This window comes from Kitasatospora sp. NPDC088548 (assembly GCF_044753005.1).
GTDB lineage: Bacteria > Actinomycetota > Actinomycetes > Streptomycetales > Streptomycetaceae > Kitasatospora.
The window spans coordinates 305,125-320,047 of sequence record NZ_JBIVMI010000002.1 but is presented as its reverse complement, the minus strand read 5'-3'; the positions used below and the strand labels follow the sequence as shown (position 1 = coordinate 320,047).

Here is a 14,923-nt window from a genome sequence, read left to right as displayed (position 1 = left end):
TGCCTCCACATTAGTGGAGGTGAACCTCCGCTTCAACCCGTTGTCCGAAAAGAGACCCCCGTGACGGAACAGGTCGTCAGCGAGTTCCTCGCGGCCCGGCGTCCGCGCCGCACCGACGCCGCGCGCAACTTCGACGCGCTGCTCGCCGCCGCCCGCGAGGCCTTCGCCGAACACGGGGCCGAGGCGTCCCTGGAGGACATCGCCCGCCGGGCCGGCGTCGGCATCGGCACCCTCTACCGCAACTTCCCCACCCGCCGGCACCTCTTCGAAACGGTCTACGCCGACGAGGTCGGCGAACTCAGCCTGGCCGCCGAGGAATTGTCCGCCGAGCCGCCATGGGAGGCGCTCTCCGACTGGCTGCGCCGCTTCGTCGCCCACGCCCTGACCAAGCGCGCGATCCGCGAGGCCCTGGCGGGCGAGGAGACGGAGGTCTTCGTGGCCTGCCGCAGGTTGATGTACGACGCGAGCGCACCGCTGCTCCACCGGGCCCAGGCGGCCGGCGAGGTGCGCGCCGACATGAGCATCGACGATCTGCTGCGCCTCGTCTCCGGCGTCGGCTCGGTCTCCTTCGCCGACGAGAAGCAGCGCGACCGCGTCCTGTCCATCGCCCTGGACGGCATCCGCACCACGGCCTGACCCCTCGCCCGAGCACCACGGCCGCCCGCCCGCCGTCGCGCCGGTCCCTGCCCGGCCCCGGATGCGGCGGACGCCGCCGTTCGGGTGGTGGTGCGGGGTTCTTCCGGCCCCGCGACCCCGCCGCCGGACCGGGTCGCGGGGCCGAACGGGGGAGTCTGGCCCGGATTGGCGCCAATCGGGTGCCCCGGACGGCGGTCTCCGGTGGCAGCCCGTATGCGCGCGTGCGTAGATAGTGAAGGGTCGCCAGTTCGCGGCGATCTGACTGCTCATCAACTTCAATGCCTGGAAGGGCTTTTCCTCATGCGCACTGTGCACCGCGTCCTGGCCGTCTCCGCTCTCTCCCTCCCGCTCGTCATCGGTGGGGCGACCATCGCCTCGGCTCACGAGGCCGACCACATCCCCGTGGCGAACTTCGACAAGGGGGCATTCGCCGTCGGCCCGAACGGTAGCGCCATCCAGATCACCGATGTCGACTTCGGCCCCGGCGGTGCCTCCTTCCTCAGCGCCGCCCTGGCGATCGGCGCCAACGGCGTCGGCGGCAACTTCACCGAGACCGGCATCAGCGGCGGCTGACCTTCTCCCACCTCCCCATGGCTGCCCCGGGCCTCGGCCCGGGGCAGCCGCGCGTCGTCCGGGCACCCCCCCCGGCGCACGCGGAGGGGCGGCCCGGAGGCGTGAAGCCCCCGGGCCGCCCCGGTGCTGTCCCGACTGTCCGTCAGGGGGTGATTGCTACCTCTCGTCGGAGTGGAGCGACGGGCGGCGCCGTCCTCGGGCGGACACGGCCAGCACGCCGAGGGCGAGCAGCAGAGCCGCCGCGGTCCCGTACAGCAGCGTGGTGGCGCCGGTGCTCGGGAGCGACCCGACGGGCGGCACCTTCGCCGTGACCTCGGCGTTGGAGGGCGGGGAGGTGACGGGGGCGCCGCTGGGCGGAGTGCCGGTGGCGATGGCGGTGTTGAGGATGGTGCCGGCGGAGATGTCCGCCCGGGTGACGGTGTAGGTGGCGGTGCAGGTGGTGGAGGCGCCGGGGGCGAGGGTGGTCTGCGGGCAGGTGGCCGTCGGGGCGGTGCCGGTGCCGGAGAAGGCCGTTTCGGTGACCTCGACGCCGGTGAGGGCGACGTTCCCGGTGTTGGTCACCAGGAAGGAGTAGGTGACGGTCTGGCCGGCGGCGGACACCGTCGTGGGCGTCACCGACTTGGCGATCGTCAGCATCGGCGTCCGCACCGCCGTGACCTCGGCGTTCGAGGGCGGGGAGGTGACGGGGGCGCCGCTGGGCGGAGTGCCGGTGGCGATGGCGGTGTTGGTGATGGCGCCGGCGTCGACGTCGGCCTGGGTGACGGTGTAGGTGGCGGTGCAGGTGGTGGAGGCGCCGGGGGCGAGGGTGGTCTGCGGGCAGGTGGCCGTCGGGGCGGTGCCGGTGCCGGAGAAGGCCGTTTCGGTGACCTCGACGCCGGTGAGGGCGACGTTCCCGGTGTTGGTCACCAGGAAGGAGTAGGTGACGGTCTGGCCGGCGGCGGACACCGTCGTGGGCGTCACCGACTTGGCGATCGTCAGCGCCGGAGCGGCCGGGGGCGTCGATGCGTTGAAGTTGTCGGAGCCCGTGACCTGGGCGCCCGAGGTGTCGGTGGCGGTGACCGTCGCGGTGTCGGTCTCCTGCGTGCCGGGCGGCATGCCCGGCACGGTCCCCGTGCAGTTGAACGTCGTGCCGGCCAGGAAGGGCCCGGCCCAGGTTGTGCCGGTGGCCGGACCGCCCAGGGCGGAGAAGTCACAGGTCAGGCCGGTCAGCGCCGGCCCGGAGCTGGTCGTGTCGGTCACCGTGACGTTGTTGAGGCTGGTCGAACCGATGTTGGTGATGGTGATCGTGACGGGAATCGGGGTGTTGGGGTCGACCGGCTTGCCGGGGGCGGTGTCGTAGTCGCCCGCCGTCGGGCCGTCCGCGGTCGAGAACTTGATGACCGAGATGCTGTTCCCGTTCCCGGTGTTGTTCCAGCTCGGGTTGTCGAGCGCGGTGCCGGTGCTCGTCGGGCTGCCGTTCCCCATGGTGATCACGACGGTGTTCGAGAACTGCTGGAGGGCGTTGTCGGTGACCGTCACCGGGATGAGGATGCCGACACTCGTGTTCGCCGGGACGGTGACGGTGACCGAGAGGCCGGCCGCCGTGCACGAGTTCAGGGTCGCGGTGCCGGTGTAGGTGACGTCACCGCCCAACTGGTTGGTGGTGGTGTTGAGATTCTGCTGGCTGATCGTGGAGGCGGGGTTCGTCGAGTAGGGGAGCGTCAGCCCCGGGACGAAGGCGGCGCAGTTGAAGGCCTGGCCCGCCTGGGCCGTGTCCGTGATGAGCGCGGTGGTGGCCGTGGTGCTCGCCGGGGTGTGAATCACCCAGACGATGTTGGTGGCCGGGAAGGCCGTGCCGTTGTAGATGATCCCGTACTTCTGTGGCTGGGTGGGGTCCCGGGGCGGATTGGGGATGATGGTGACGGGGGTGGTGAAGCTCACCCCGGCGTTCGTCGTGTAGACCAGGTTCTGCGAGCCGGTCTCACCGGTCGACAACTGCGCGCTGGCCGTGGTCGTCCCGCAGACGTCCGTGTGCGTCTCCACGTACGAACCCATGGTGTACGTGATGACGGCGGGGTTGCCGGAGATCGTCGCGGTACCGATGACCGCGCCGGTGCTGTCCAGTACGTTCTGCGTACCGGAGGGGAAGTTCACCAGCTCCGGCGGCATGGCGATCGAGAACGTGTCACCCGCGTGGCTGCCGTTCGGAACACACCAGGTGATCTGGCTGGTGACCGGCGTCCCGTTCTGGAGCGGAGCCGAGGGCGAACCGGGCCAGGTGGTGGTGACGCCGGTGATCGCGTTGATCGATGCGCTGAACGCAGGCGTCTGCCCGCCGTAGATCAGCATGGCCGCGACCGCGGTCAGTACGACGACGGCCCGTCTGTATACGGGCCGCATCATCGCCAGCAAGGGCATCGCTTCTCCTAGGGATATCCAGCAATGTCCGTCCCCGGCTGTTCGACCGTCAGTGGCGCGGTCGAGCGGCGGAACGGGGCGGAGGTTGTCACTGTCCGATTTCGCCGACCCGAATTGCTCGGATGGCCTGTGCGCGCGTCTCGGCGCGCCGGCGGCGCCGGTCAGGCTATGGAGAATCTCGTGATCATTTGTGCATCCTCAGGCCGGTACACCCAGGGCGGTGCTTTCGGGATCCGGACTTGACCGCGGCTCCCTCCGGGGGAACTGGCGGTCGATTCGGATCGCACGAGCGCAGCGAACGCGACTATTCGCATGAATTGGCTGATCTGCGGTTTTAACGCGCAGATATGCCAGACCTTGAACAGTGCACGCACGATTGTACTGAGGAGAGCATGATCGCTCGTCAATTCCCCATACCCGGCGTGCCGCCCATGCGCAAGTCGGGGCCGCCATCCATTCCACGAAAACCGAAAACCGGCCCCGGCCACAGGGAAGCGCCGGAGCCGGGCCCGGGGCGAACCGGCCGCCGGGGGCCCGGCACGACGACGGCGGCCCGGAGACTGTTCGTCTCCGGGCCGCCGGTAGGGCCGTTCAGTGGATCACTCGGTCTACTCCGTTCCCTCCTCGGCGGCGGCCCGCAGGCGGCGCCGCCTCCTGGTGCTGACGATCAGGAGCGGCCCACCCACACCGAGCAGCACCGCGCCCACGGTCACGGCCAGCGGGATGCTCCCGGCGCCGGTCGGGGGCAGGTGCTCCGGCGGGACCGGGTGCTTGGTCGGGCGGGGCGAGGGGACGTGCGCGGTGACCGTCACCGTCGCCGACGAGGGGCTCGACGTGACCGTCTGCCGCCCGGGAGTGAGGCCGGTGGCAACGGCGGTGTTGGTGATGCACCCTTCCCTGATGTCCGCCTTGGTGACGGTGTAGCTCGACGTGCAGGTCATCGACGCGCCGGCCGCCAGCGTGGTGGAGGGGCAGGAGATCGCCGGGGGAGCACCGCTTCCGGAGAACGCCGTGTCCGTGACCGCGACATTGGTGAGGTTCTCATTGCCCGTGTTCGTCACGACGAACGAGTAGTCGATGGTCTGGCCGGCCCAGCTCACGGTCGTCGGCGTGGCCGTCTTCACCACGGTGAGCCCCGCGCTCGGCGAGGTCGGCGAGGTGGTCACGGTGGTGGTGGAGGGTGGGCTGGTCACCGGGCTGCCGTTGGGCGGGGTGGCGGTGGCGGTGGCGGTGTTGGTGATCGAGCCGGAGTCGATGTCGGCCTGGGTGACGGTGTAGGTCGCGGTGCAGGTCATCGACGCGTTGGGTGCCAGGGTGGTGGCCGGGCAGGAGACCGACGGGGGAGTTCCCGTCCCGGAGAACGCGGTGTCGGTGACGCTCACGTTGGTGAGGTCGACGTCGCCGGTGTTGGTGACCACGAAGCTGTAGTTGATGGTCTGGCCGGCGGCGGTGACGGTCGACGGGGAGGCTGACTTCGTCAGGGTGAGGGTGGAGGTCTGGGTGAGGGGGACGGTGGCGGTGGACGGCGGGGAGGTGACCGGGCTGCCGGTGGGTGGGGTGCCGGTTGCGGTGGCGGTGTTGGTGACGGAGCCCGCGTCGACATCCGCCTGGGTGACGGTGTAGGTCGCGGTGCAGGTCATCGAGGCGCCGACGGCGAGGGTGGTGGAGGGGCAGGAGATCGACGGTGGGGTGCCGGTGCCGGAGAACGCCGTCTCGGTGACGTTCACGTTGGTCAGGTCCACGTTGCCGGTGTTGGTGACCACGAAGCTGTAGTTGATCGTGTCGCCGGCTGCGCGGTTCGTCTTCAGCGCCGGGCGGGAGTTGCCGCCGCTGCTGCCGCCGCCGTTGTTGCCACCTCCGTTGTTGCCACCTCCGTTGTTGCCGCCGCCGTTGTTGCCGCCTCCGCCGTTGTTACCGCCGCCTCCGCCGTTCACACTGCCGGTCTTGACCACGGTGAGGGCGGGGGTTTGGGTGAGGGGGACGGTGGCGGTGGAGGGCGGGCTGGTGACGGGGGTGCCGCTGGGGGGTGTGCCGGTTGCGGTGGCGGTGTTGGTGACGGAGCCCGCGTCCACGTCCGCCTGGGTGACGGTGTAGGTCGCGGTGCAGGTCATCGAGGCGCCGACGGCGAGGGTGGTGGAGGGGCAGGAGATCGACGGCGGGGTGCCGGTGCCGGAGAACGCCGTCTCGGTGACGTTCACGTTGGTGAGGTCGACGTTGCCGGTGTTGGTGACTACGAAGGAGTAGTCGATGGTGTCGCCGGCTGCGCGGTTCGTCTTCAGCGCCGGGCGGGAGTTGCCGCCGCTGCTGCCGCCTCCGTTGACGGTGCCGGTCTTGGTGACGGTGAGTGCGGGGTTCTGGGTGGCGGTCACGGTGGCGGTGGAGGGGGGGCTGGTGACGGGGGTGCCGGTGGGTGGGGTGGCGGTGGCGGTGGCGGTGTTGGTGACCGAGCCGGAGTCGATGTCGGCCTGGGTGACGGTGTAGGTGGCGGTGCAGGTGACCGAGGCGTTGGGTGCCAGGGTGGTGGAGGGGCAGGAGATCGACGGTGGGGTGCCGGTGCCGGAGAACGCGGTGTCGGTGACGCTCACGTTGGTGAGGTCGACGTCGCCGGTGTTGGTGACCACGAAGCTGTAGTTGATGGTCTGGCCGGCGGCGGTGACGGTCGATGGCGTGGCCGACTTGGTCACGGTCAGGGTGGAGGTCTGGGTCAGGGGAACCGTCGCGGTGGACGGCGGGGAGGTGACGGGGCTGCCGGTGGGTGGGGTGCCGGTGACAGTGGCGGTGTTGGTGACGGAGCCCGCGTCCACGTCCGCCTGGGTGACGGTGTAGGTCGCGGTGCAGGTCATCGAGGCGCCGACGGCGAGGGTGGTGGAGGGGCAGGAGACCGAGGGTGGGGTGCCGGTGCCGGAGAACGCCGTCTCGGTGACGGTGACGTTGGTCAGGTCCACGTTGCCGGTGTTGGTGACCACGAAGCTGTAGTTGATCGTGTCGCCGGCTGCGCGGTTCGTCTTCAGCGCCGGGCGGGAGTTGCCGCCGTTGTTGCCGCCGCCGTTGTTGCCGCCGCCGTCGCCGCCACCGCCGTTGTTTCCGCCGCCGCCTCCGCCGTTGACGGTGCCGGTCTTGGTGACGGTGAGTGCGGGGTTCTGGGTGGCGGTCACGGTGGCGCTGGAGGGCGGGCTGGTGACGGGGGTGCCGCTCGGGGGTGTGCCGGTGGCGGTTGCGGTGTTGTTGATGGCGCCGGAGTCGATGTCGGCCTGGGTGACGGTGTAGGTGGCGGTGCAGGTCATCGAGGCACCGACCGCGAGGGTGGTGGCCGGGCAGGAGATCGACGGCGGGGTGTTGGTGCCGGAGAACGCGGTGTCGGTGACGCTCACGTTGGTGAGGTCGACGTCGCCGGTGTTGGTGACCACGAAGCTGTAGTTGATGGTCTGGCCGGCGGCGGTGACGGTCGACGGGGAGGCTGACTTCGTCAGGGTGAGGGCGGGGGTCTGGGTGAGGGGGACGGTGGCGGTGGACGGCGGGGAGGTGACGGGGCTGCCGGTGGGTGGGGTGCCGGTTGCGGTGGCGGTGTTGGTGACGGAGCCCGCGTCGACATCCGCCTGGGTGACGGTGTACGTCGCGGTGCAGGTCATCGAGGCGCCGACGGCGAGGGTGGTGGAGGGGCAGGAGATCGACGGCGGGGTGCCGGTGCCGGAGAACGCCGTCTCGGTGACGGTGACGTTGGTCAGGTCCACGTTGCCGGTGTTGGTGACTACGAAGGAGTAGTCGATGGTGTCGCCGGCTGCGCGGTTCGTCTTCAGCGCCGGGCGGGAGTTGCCGCCGCTGCTGCCGCCTCCGTTGTTGCCACCGCCGTTGTTTCCGCCGCCGCTTCCGCCGTTCACGCTGCCGGTCTTGGTCAGGGTGAGTGCGGGGTTCTGGGTGGCGGTCACGGTGGCGCTGGAGGGGGGGCTGGTGACGGGGGTGCCGCTGGGGGGTGTGCCGGTGGCGGTTGCGGTGTTGTTGATGGCGCCGGAGTCGATGTCGGCCTGGGTGACGGTGTAGGTCGCGGTGCAGGTGACCGAGGCGTTGGGTGCCAGGGTGGTGGCCGGGCAGGAGATCGACGGCGGGGTGCCGGTGCCGGAGAACGCGGTGTCGGTGACGCTCACGTTGGTGAGGTCGACGTCGCCGGTGTTGGTGACCACGAAGCTGTAGTTGATGGTCTGGCCGGCGGCGGTGACGGTCGATGGCGTGGCCGACTTGGTCACGGTCAGGGTGGAGGTCTGGGTCAGGGGAACCGTCGCGGTGGACGGCGGGGAGGTGACGGGGCTGCCGGTGGGTGGGGTGCCGGTGACAGTGGCGGTGTTGGTGACGGAGCCTGCGTCGACGTCGGCCTGGGTGACGGTGTAGGTCGCGGTGCAGGTCATGGACGCGCCGACGGCGAGGGTGGTGGAGGGGCAGGAGACCGAGGGTGGGGTGCCGGTGCCGGAGAACGCCGTCTCGGTGACGCTCACGTTGGTGAGGTCGACGTCGCCGGTGTTGGTGACGACGAACGAGTAGTCGATGGTGTCACCGGCTGCGCGGTTCGTCTTCAGTGCCGGGCGGGAGTTGCCGCCGCTGCTGCCGCCGCCGTCGCTCACGCTGCCGGTCTTGGTCAGGGTGAGGGCGGGGGTTTGGGTGAGGGGGACGGTGGCGGTGGAGGGCGGGGAGGTGACGGGGCTGCCGGTGGGTGGGGTGCCGGTTGCGGTGGCGGTGTTGGTGACGGAGCCCGCGTCCACGTCCGCCTGGGTGACGGTGTAGGTCGCGGTGCAGGTCATCGACGCGCCGACCGCGAGGGTGGTGGAGGGGCAGGAGACCGAGGGGGGAGTACCCGTCCCGGAGAACGCCGTCTCGGTGACGCTCACGTTCGTCAGGTCGACGTCGCCGGTGTTGGTGACGACGAACGAGTAGTCGATGGTGTCACCGGCTGCGCGGTTCGACTTCAGTGCCGGGCGGGAGTTGCCGCCGCTGCTGCCGCCGCCGTCGCTCACGCTGCCGGTCTTGGTCAGGGTGAGGGCGGGGGTTTGGGTGAGGGGGACGGTTGCGGTGGAGGGCGGGCTGGTGACCGGGCTGCCGGCGGGTGGGGTGCCGGTTGCGGTGGCGGTATTGGTGACGGAGCCCGCGTCGACATCCGCCTGGGTGACGGTGTAGGTGGCGGTGCAGGTCATCGACGCGCCGACGGCGAGGGTGGTGGAGGGGCAGGAGATCGAGGGCGGGGTGCCGGTGCCGGAGAACGCCGTCTCGGTGACGTTCACGTTGGTCAGGTCCACGTTGCCGGTGTTGGTGACGACGAAGGAGTAGTCGATGGTGTCGCCGGCTGCGCGGTTCGTCTTCAGCGCCGGGCGGGAGTTGCCGCCGCTGCTGCCGCCGCCGCTGCTGCCGCCGCCGTTGTTGCCACCGCCGTTGTTGCCGCCTCCGCCTCCGCCGTTCACGCTGCCGGTCTTGGTCAGGGTGAGTGCGGGGCTCTGCGTGGTGACCACGGTCGCGGTGGAGGGTGGCGAGGTGACCGGTGGGCCGGTGGGTGGGGTGCCGGTGGCGGTGGCGGTGTTGTTGATGGCGCCGGAGTCGATGTCGGCCTGGGTGACGGTGTAGCCGGCGGTGCAGGTCATCGACGCCCCCACCGCGAGCGAGGTGGAGGGGCAGGAGATCGACGGCGGGGTGCCGGTGCCGGAGAACGCCGTGTCGGTGACGCCCACGTTCGTCAGGTCGACGTTGCCGGTGTTGGTGACGACGAACGAGTAGTCGATGGTCTGGCCGGCGGCGCTGACGTTCGACGGCGTGGCCGACTTCACCACGGAGAGGGCGGCGCTCTGCGCGGCGGGCACGGTGACGGTGGACGGCGGAGAGGTGGCCGGGAGGCCGGCGCTCGGCTGCCCGGTCGCGGTGGCGGTGTTGGTGATGCTGCCGGCGTCGACGTCCGCCTGGGTCGTGGTGTACGACGCCGTGCAGGTCATCGAGGCGCCGGGTGCCAGGCTGGTGGACGGACAGGAGATCGATGGGGGAGTACCCGTTCCGGAGAACGCCGTCTCCGTGACCGCGACACTGAACAGGGGATCGGTGCCGTTGTTCGTTACCAGGAACGAGTAGTCGATCGTCTGGCCGGCCGCGCTGAAGGACGACTGCGCGGAGGTCTTCACCAGTGCCAGGGACGGCGCACGGACCGCGGCCGGCACGGTCGTCGGGAAGACGACGACGAGTGCCGCCGCCATGGCCACGGTCGTCACCAGCGCCGCGAGGCCCCGGAATGTGGTGGTCGTGGTTCTGACCAGGCTCGCCAGACGCTCGGCCACGGCGGTGACGCCGTTCGCCGAGGCTCTTGACGACCCTCGCACCTTGCCGACTCTCATCGAGGTTCTCCTCAACTCGTCATGAACGCGGGGGCGGCCGGCAAGGGCAGCGCAACCCGCGTGGATTTCTATGAAGGCCGCCTTCGCGCCGACCGTTGGCGGCCCCCACGATTGCTCTGGGCCGGGTGCCTTCCCGTAGCACGCGAAACGCCGATCTCAAGCCGTATCCACCCCGGCCGTACCAGTCGGCTGTCAGGGCGGAAAGAAGCACAGCGCATTAGCTATGGGCTTCTCGGCCTGCTGTGCTATCGCACCGGTGGGGTCGGGCCACCTATTCGGGCGCAGAAATTCATATCAACGGCGCTGGGGTGGGGCTGCTTGCCGTGCTTGCCGCACCGGACCGGTCGGAGGGTTTGCCGAATGGCGGTACCGGGCCCACCCCGTCGGCCGACTGACGCTTCGTCGGCCCGGGGCCGGCCGGATGCCGGGGCGTCCGAACGTGCGGCAGGGCCCCGCCGGCATTCGGCGGGGCCCTGTGGGGGTGGTGCTCGGCGGTGCGGCCCGGAGCAGGTGCGACTCCGGATCGCGCCGTCCGTGGCGGATCAGCCGGGAATCTGTCCGAGTTGGGAGAGCATGGTCATGGTGTCCCAGTGGTAGACGGCCTCTGACATGAGGCCGTCGGAGTCCAGCCTGGCGATGACCGCGACCGGTACCGAGAATGTCCGGCCGACGCTGTCGGCAGGCCACAGGCCGGCGATTTCCTTGACGACGGTGGCGGTCATGGTGAACACGAACGCGCCCCGGTCCCCGGCGGTGAAGGCGTCGTCAAGTCTGGCCTTGAGATCGGCGTTGGTGAGCCAGGACGTGTACAGCCGGTGGACCTGGTCGCGGCCGTGGAGGTCGCAGTTGATCCCGGGCTCCGCGTAGTGCACGTCTTCGCTGTAGCAGTTGGCCGCGCCATCGATGTCCTTGTCGTTGACGGCGTCCATCAGCCGTCCGAAGATCTCGGTGCCGGTCATCGGGGCTCCTCCTGGGAGGGGGCGGGGGTCAGATCCACTGGGCGGTGAGGTCCGCGGCGTCGGCCGCGTGGGTGACCATGATCGAGTAGTGGTCGGCCGCCACGTCGGCGCTCTTCAGGCTGTCGGGCCAGCGGTTGTTCAGCCGGACGCCGTCGGTGTACGGGAGGGGCTCGGTGGCCCGGATGGAGAAGACGGGGGTGGTGACCGCGGGGAGCGGTTGGCCCCGGAGCATGCTGTAGTGCCAGCCGAAGGCCGTGAGTGCCGGGGTCTCCAGCGAGACGACGTCCGGCCAGGAGGCCAGCAGGGACTTCGTCCCGCCGTTGAAGACCTCGTCGGAGAGGTCCTCGGGGACGGGGGTGTCGATCAGCACGATCGCCTCCGGCCCGGCGCCGCGGGATTCGAGTTCGGCGGCCACCAGCAGGGAGGCCCAGCCGCCGGAGCAGTACCCGACGAGCACGAACGGGGCGCCGTCGGCGCAGCGCTCCACCGCGGGGGCCATGGCCTTGCCCAGGGCGGCGGGCGACTCGGGCACCGGGTCCGACCCCGCGTAACCCGGGTAGCGGAGCGCGTAGAGGTCGTGCGTGCCGAGGAAGCGTTTGGCGAAGCGCCCGTAGGTGAAGTTGCCGACGAACGGGCCCAGCGAGTCCAGGCAGATGATCTTCTTGCTCTCGGTGCCGCGGGAGAGACGGGCCGGGGGTGGCGGGGGCCCCGCGTCGTCGGCGCCGGTGTACCGGGGGCGCAGCCGGGCGGCGGCGGCCAGGAAGTCGAGCGCCTCGACCGCTCGGCCCGCGTCGACGGTCTGCCGGAAGAGCGCGCCGATGCCGTCGGCCTGCGGTGGCGGGGCGGCCGGCTCGGGCTGCTCGCGCCGGGCGAGGGCCGCGCAGAGGAAGGCGGCGAGGTCGGCCGGGGTGGGGTTCTCGCTGACCACGCCGAGTTCGAGGGTGAGCCCGGTGCTCTGTTCGAGGCTGTTGACCAGCCGGACCGTCATCAGGGAGTCGAAGCCGAGTTCCGGGAAGAGCTGGTGGCTGTCGATCTGCTCGACCGGGAGGTCGGAGATGGCGGAGGCGTGTGTCTTCACCAGGGAGATCATCAGGCCCAGTTGCATGGGCGCGGACGTGGCGGCGGATTCCTGGTTCATGGTCTGCCTTCTATGCGGTCGGGGGCGGTGGCACGGTTGCGTTCAGGTGGCAGGGGGGCTCCGGGGGTCAGCCAGTAGGCGTGGTGCTGGAACGGGTAGGTGGGGAGGTCCGCCGGGAGGACGGAGCCGCCGGGGAGCGCCGGGGTCCAGTCGACCGTGGCGCCGGCCGCCCAGAGGGTGGCCAGGGCCAGCAGGAACTCGGCGGGTTCGTCGCTGTCGCGGCGCAGCGTGCCGGTGACGGTGACCGGATCGCCGCGCCCCGTCGCGGAGTGGGCGGCGCGGTAGGCGTGGTAGGTCTCGGTGACGGCCGGGACGAGGATGGGCTGGGGGCCGAGGTCGACGAAGTAGCGGTAGCCCGCGGTCAGCAGGGCGCGGATGCTCTCGTCGAACCGGACCGGCTCGCGCATGTTGGCGTACCAGTAGGCGGCGTCCAGGAGTTGGTGGTCGATCTGTTCGGCGGTGATGGTCGAGTGCAGGGGAATGGTGCCCTTGCGGGGGTGCAGGCCGGCCGCGGCGGCCAGCAGTTCGGGCCGGACGGCCTCGATGGCCGAGGTGTGCGCGGCGACGGTGACGAGGAGGCGCTGGGCACCGATCCGTTCGGTCCGGCAGTGGTGGAGGAGTTGCTCCAGGTCGTCGTCGGGGCCCGCGACGACCACCGAGGCGGGGCTGTTGACCGCGGCGACGGACAGCGAGGAGCGCCACGACGCGAGCAGGGCCTCGGTCCGGTCGAGGGACAGCGGGAGCGTCACCATGCCGCCGGTGCCCGCGATCCGGCCGAGCGCCCGGCTGCGCAGGGCGACCAGCGCGGCCGCGTCGTCGAGGGTGAGGGCGCCGGCGGTGTACGCGGCGGCGATCTCGCCCTGGGAGTGCCCGATCACGAGGTCCGGCTCGACGCCGTGGCCGCGCCAGAGTGCCGCCAGCGCGACCATGGTGGCGAACAGCAGTGGCTGGACGATGTCGGGTTGCGCGAGGTCCACCGTGGGCGGGTCGGTGCCGAACAGGTCGCTCAGGTTCCACCCGATGTGCGGGCGCAGGGCCCGGTCGCAGGCCTCGAACTGCTCCCGGAACGCGGCCGAGCTGTGGAACAACTGCCGCCCCCCGGTGGAGGACTGGGCGCCCTGGCCGGGGAAGACGAAGACCGTGCCGCCGGGTTTGCGGCCGGCCGTGCCGATCACCAGGCGCCGGTGCGGGTGGCCCTCGGCGAGTGCGCGCAGGGCGCCGAGGAGCTGGGTGCGGTCCGCGGCGACGACGGTCGCCCGGTGCCGCAGCAGGGCGCGGGTGGTGGCGAGGTCGGTGGCGGCGTCCGCGGGCCGCAGCCCCGGGTGGGCCTCGGCGTAGTCGGCCAGGCGTGCGCCCTGGGCGTGCAGGGCGGCGGTGTTCCTGGCGGAGATCAGCCAGGGTACCGGGCCGTCGTGGTCGTGGGTCCGGGTGGCCGGGGCTTCGGCGGGCGGGGTCTCGACCGGGGGAGCCTCTTCGACGATGAGGTGGGCGTTGGTGCCGCTGATGCCGAAGGAGGACACCGCCGCCCGCGCGGGGTGGCCGCTGTCCGGCCAGGGCCTGGCGGCGGTGACGAGTTCCACGGCGCCGGCGGACCAGTCGATGTAGGCGCTCGGCCGGTCGGCGTGCAGGGTGCGGGGGACGGTCCGCCGCTGGATGGCCAGGACCATCTTGATGACGGAGGCGACCCCGGCGGCGGCCTGGGCGTGGCCGATGTTGGACTTGAGCGAGCCGAGCAGCAGCGGGCGGTCGGGCGGGCGGCCCTGCCCGTAGGTGGCGAGGACGGCCTGCGCCTCGATCGGGTCGCCCAGCTTGGTTCCCGTCCCGTGCGCCTCCAGGACGTCGACCTCCGCGGGGGTCAGCCCGGCGTCCGCCAACGCCCGCCGGATGACCCGCTGCTGGGCCGGTCCGTTGGGGGCGGTGAGGCCGTTGCTGGCGCCGTCCTGGTTGAGGGCGGAGCCCCGGAGCAGGGCGAGCACGGGGTGGCCGTGGCGCCGGGCGTCGGAGAGCCGCTCCAGGACCAGCAGGCCCGCGCCCTCGGCCATGCCCATGCCGTCGGCGGCGTCGGAGAACGCCTTGCAGCGGCCGTCGGCGGCCAGGCCGCGCTGGCGGGAGAAGCCGATGAAGGGGCGCGGGGTGGCCATCACGGTGACGCCGCCGGCGAGGGCGAGGGAGCACTCGCCCTCGCGCAGGGCCTGGCGGGCGAGGTGGATGGCGACCAGCGAGGAGGAGCAGGCGGTGTCGACGGAGAGGGTGGGGCCCTCCAGCCCGAGCAGGTAGGCGATCCGGCCGGAGACGACGCTGACGGCGCTTCCGGTGACGAGGTGTCCTTCGACGCGGCTGTCGCTCCAGGAGCCCTCCCCGTAGTCCTGCCAGGACACCCCGGCGTAGACGCCGGTGTTGCTGCCGCGCAGTGAGGCCGGGTCGACGCGGGCGTGTTCGAGGGACTCCCAGGCCACTTCGAGCAGGATGCGCTGCTGTGGGTCCATGGCGAGGGCCTCGCGCGGGGTGATGCCGAAGAAGCTCCCGTCGAAGTCCTGCGGGCGGGAGAGGAAGCCGCCGTGCCCGGTGGAGGAGGTGCCGGAGTGGTCCGGGTCGGGGGAGAACAGCGTGTCGAGAGGCCAGCCCCGGTTGTCGGGGAACGGGGTGACGGCGTCGCGGCCGTCGACGACCAGCTGCCAGAGGTCGGCCGGTGAGGCGACCCCGCCGGGGAGCCGACAGCCGAAACCGATGACGGCCACGGGGTCGTCGCGGCCCGCCTCGGCGGCGCTCAGGCGCTCGCGGAGCCGTTCGATCTCGGCGACGGCGCGTTTGAGGTAGGTGCGGATTTCCTCCTGCTCCGCCATGGTTCGGTCCTTTCCGGT

At 71.4% G+C, this 14,923-nt stretch carries 7 protein-coding genes; 2 read left to right on the top strand and 5 right to left on the bottom strand.

The window, feature by feature from the left end; all coding sequences use genetic code 11:
* Positions 1-60 precede the first annotated feature (60 nt).
* Together ACIP82_RS04385 and ACIP82_RS04380 are read left to right on the top strand one after the other, a co-directional pair.
* Positions 61-636 carry a TetR/AcrR family transcriptional regulator gene (locus ACIP82_RS04385; RefSeq protein WP_400650719.1) on the top strand — a complete coding sequence of 192 codons (576 nt, stop codon included), beginning with the start codon at positions 61-63 and terminating at the stop codon, positions 634-636.
* 300 nt (positions 637-936) lie between these two features.
* Complete coding sequence (locus tag ACIP82_RS04380; protein ID WP_400650717.1) at positions 937-1,209, top strand: hypothetical protein; 273 nt, start codon at positions 937-939, stop codon at positions 1,207-1,209.
* Positions 1,210-1,365: 156 nt separating this feature from the next.
* Here ACIP82_RS04380 and ACIP82_RS04375 read toward each other — a convergent pair whose 3' ends face one another.
* The 5 genes from ACIP82_RS04375 to ACIP82_RS04355 all read right to left on the bottom strand — a co-directional run bounded on the left by ACIP82_RS04375 (position 1,366) and on the right by ACIP82_RS04355 (position 14,905).
* On the bottom strand, positions 1,366-3,606 hold the full coding sequence (locus ACIP82_RS04375; protein ID WP_400650715.1) for an Ig-like domain-containing protein: 2,241 nt from the start codon (positions 3,604-3,606) through the stop codon (positions 1,366-1,368).
* Between the two features lie 608 nt (positions 3,607-4,214).
* The gene (locus ACIP82_RS04370) at positions 4,215-9,965 is read right to left on the bottom strand and encodes a beta strand repeat-containing protein (RefSeq protein WP_400650713.1); all 5,751 of its coding nucleotides are present in this window, start codon (positions 9,963-9,965) and stop codon (positions 4,215-4,217) included.
* 542 nt (positions 9,966-10,507) lie between these two features.
* Entirely contained in the window at positions 10,508-10,924 is a 417-nt protein-coding gene (locus tag ACIP82_RS04365; protein WP_363605150.1) for a nuclear transport factor 2 family protein, read from the bottom strand.
* Between the two features lie 28 nt (positions 10,925-10,952).
* Positions 10,953-12,062 (bottom strand): alpha/beta fold hydrolase, encoded by a 1,110-nt coding sequence (locus ACIP82_RS04360; RefSeq protein ID WP_400650710.1) that lies wholly within the window; start codon positions 12,060-12,062, stop codon positions 10,953-10,955.
* Positions 12,059-14,905 (bottom strand): type I polyketide synthase, encoded by a 2,847-nt coding sequence (locus tag ACIP82_RS04355; RefSeq protein WP_400650708.1) that lies wholly within the window; start codon positions 14,903-14,905, stop codon positions 12,059-12,061. Before ACIP82_RS04355 ends, ACIP82_RS04360 begins: the two co-directional genes overlap by 4 nt.
* Positions 14,906-14,923: the final 18 nt, after the last annotated feature.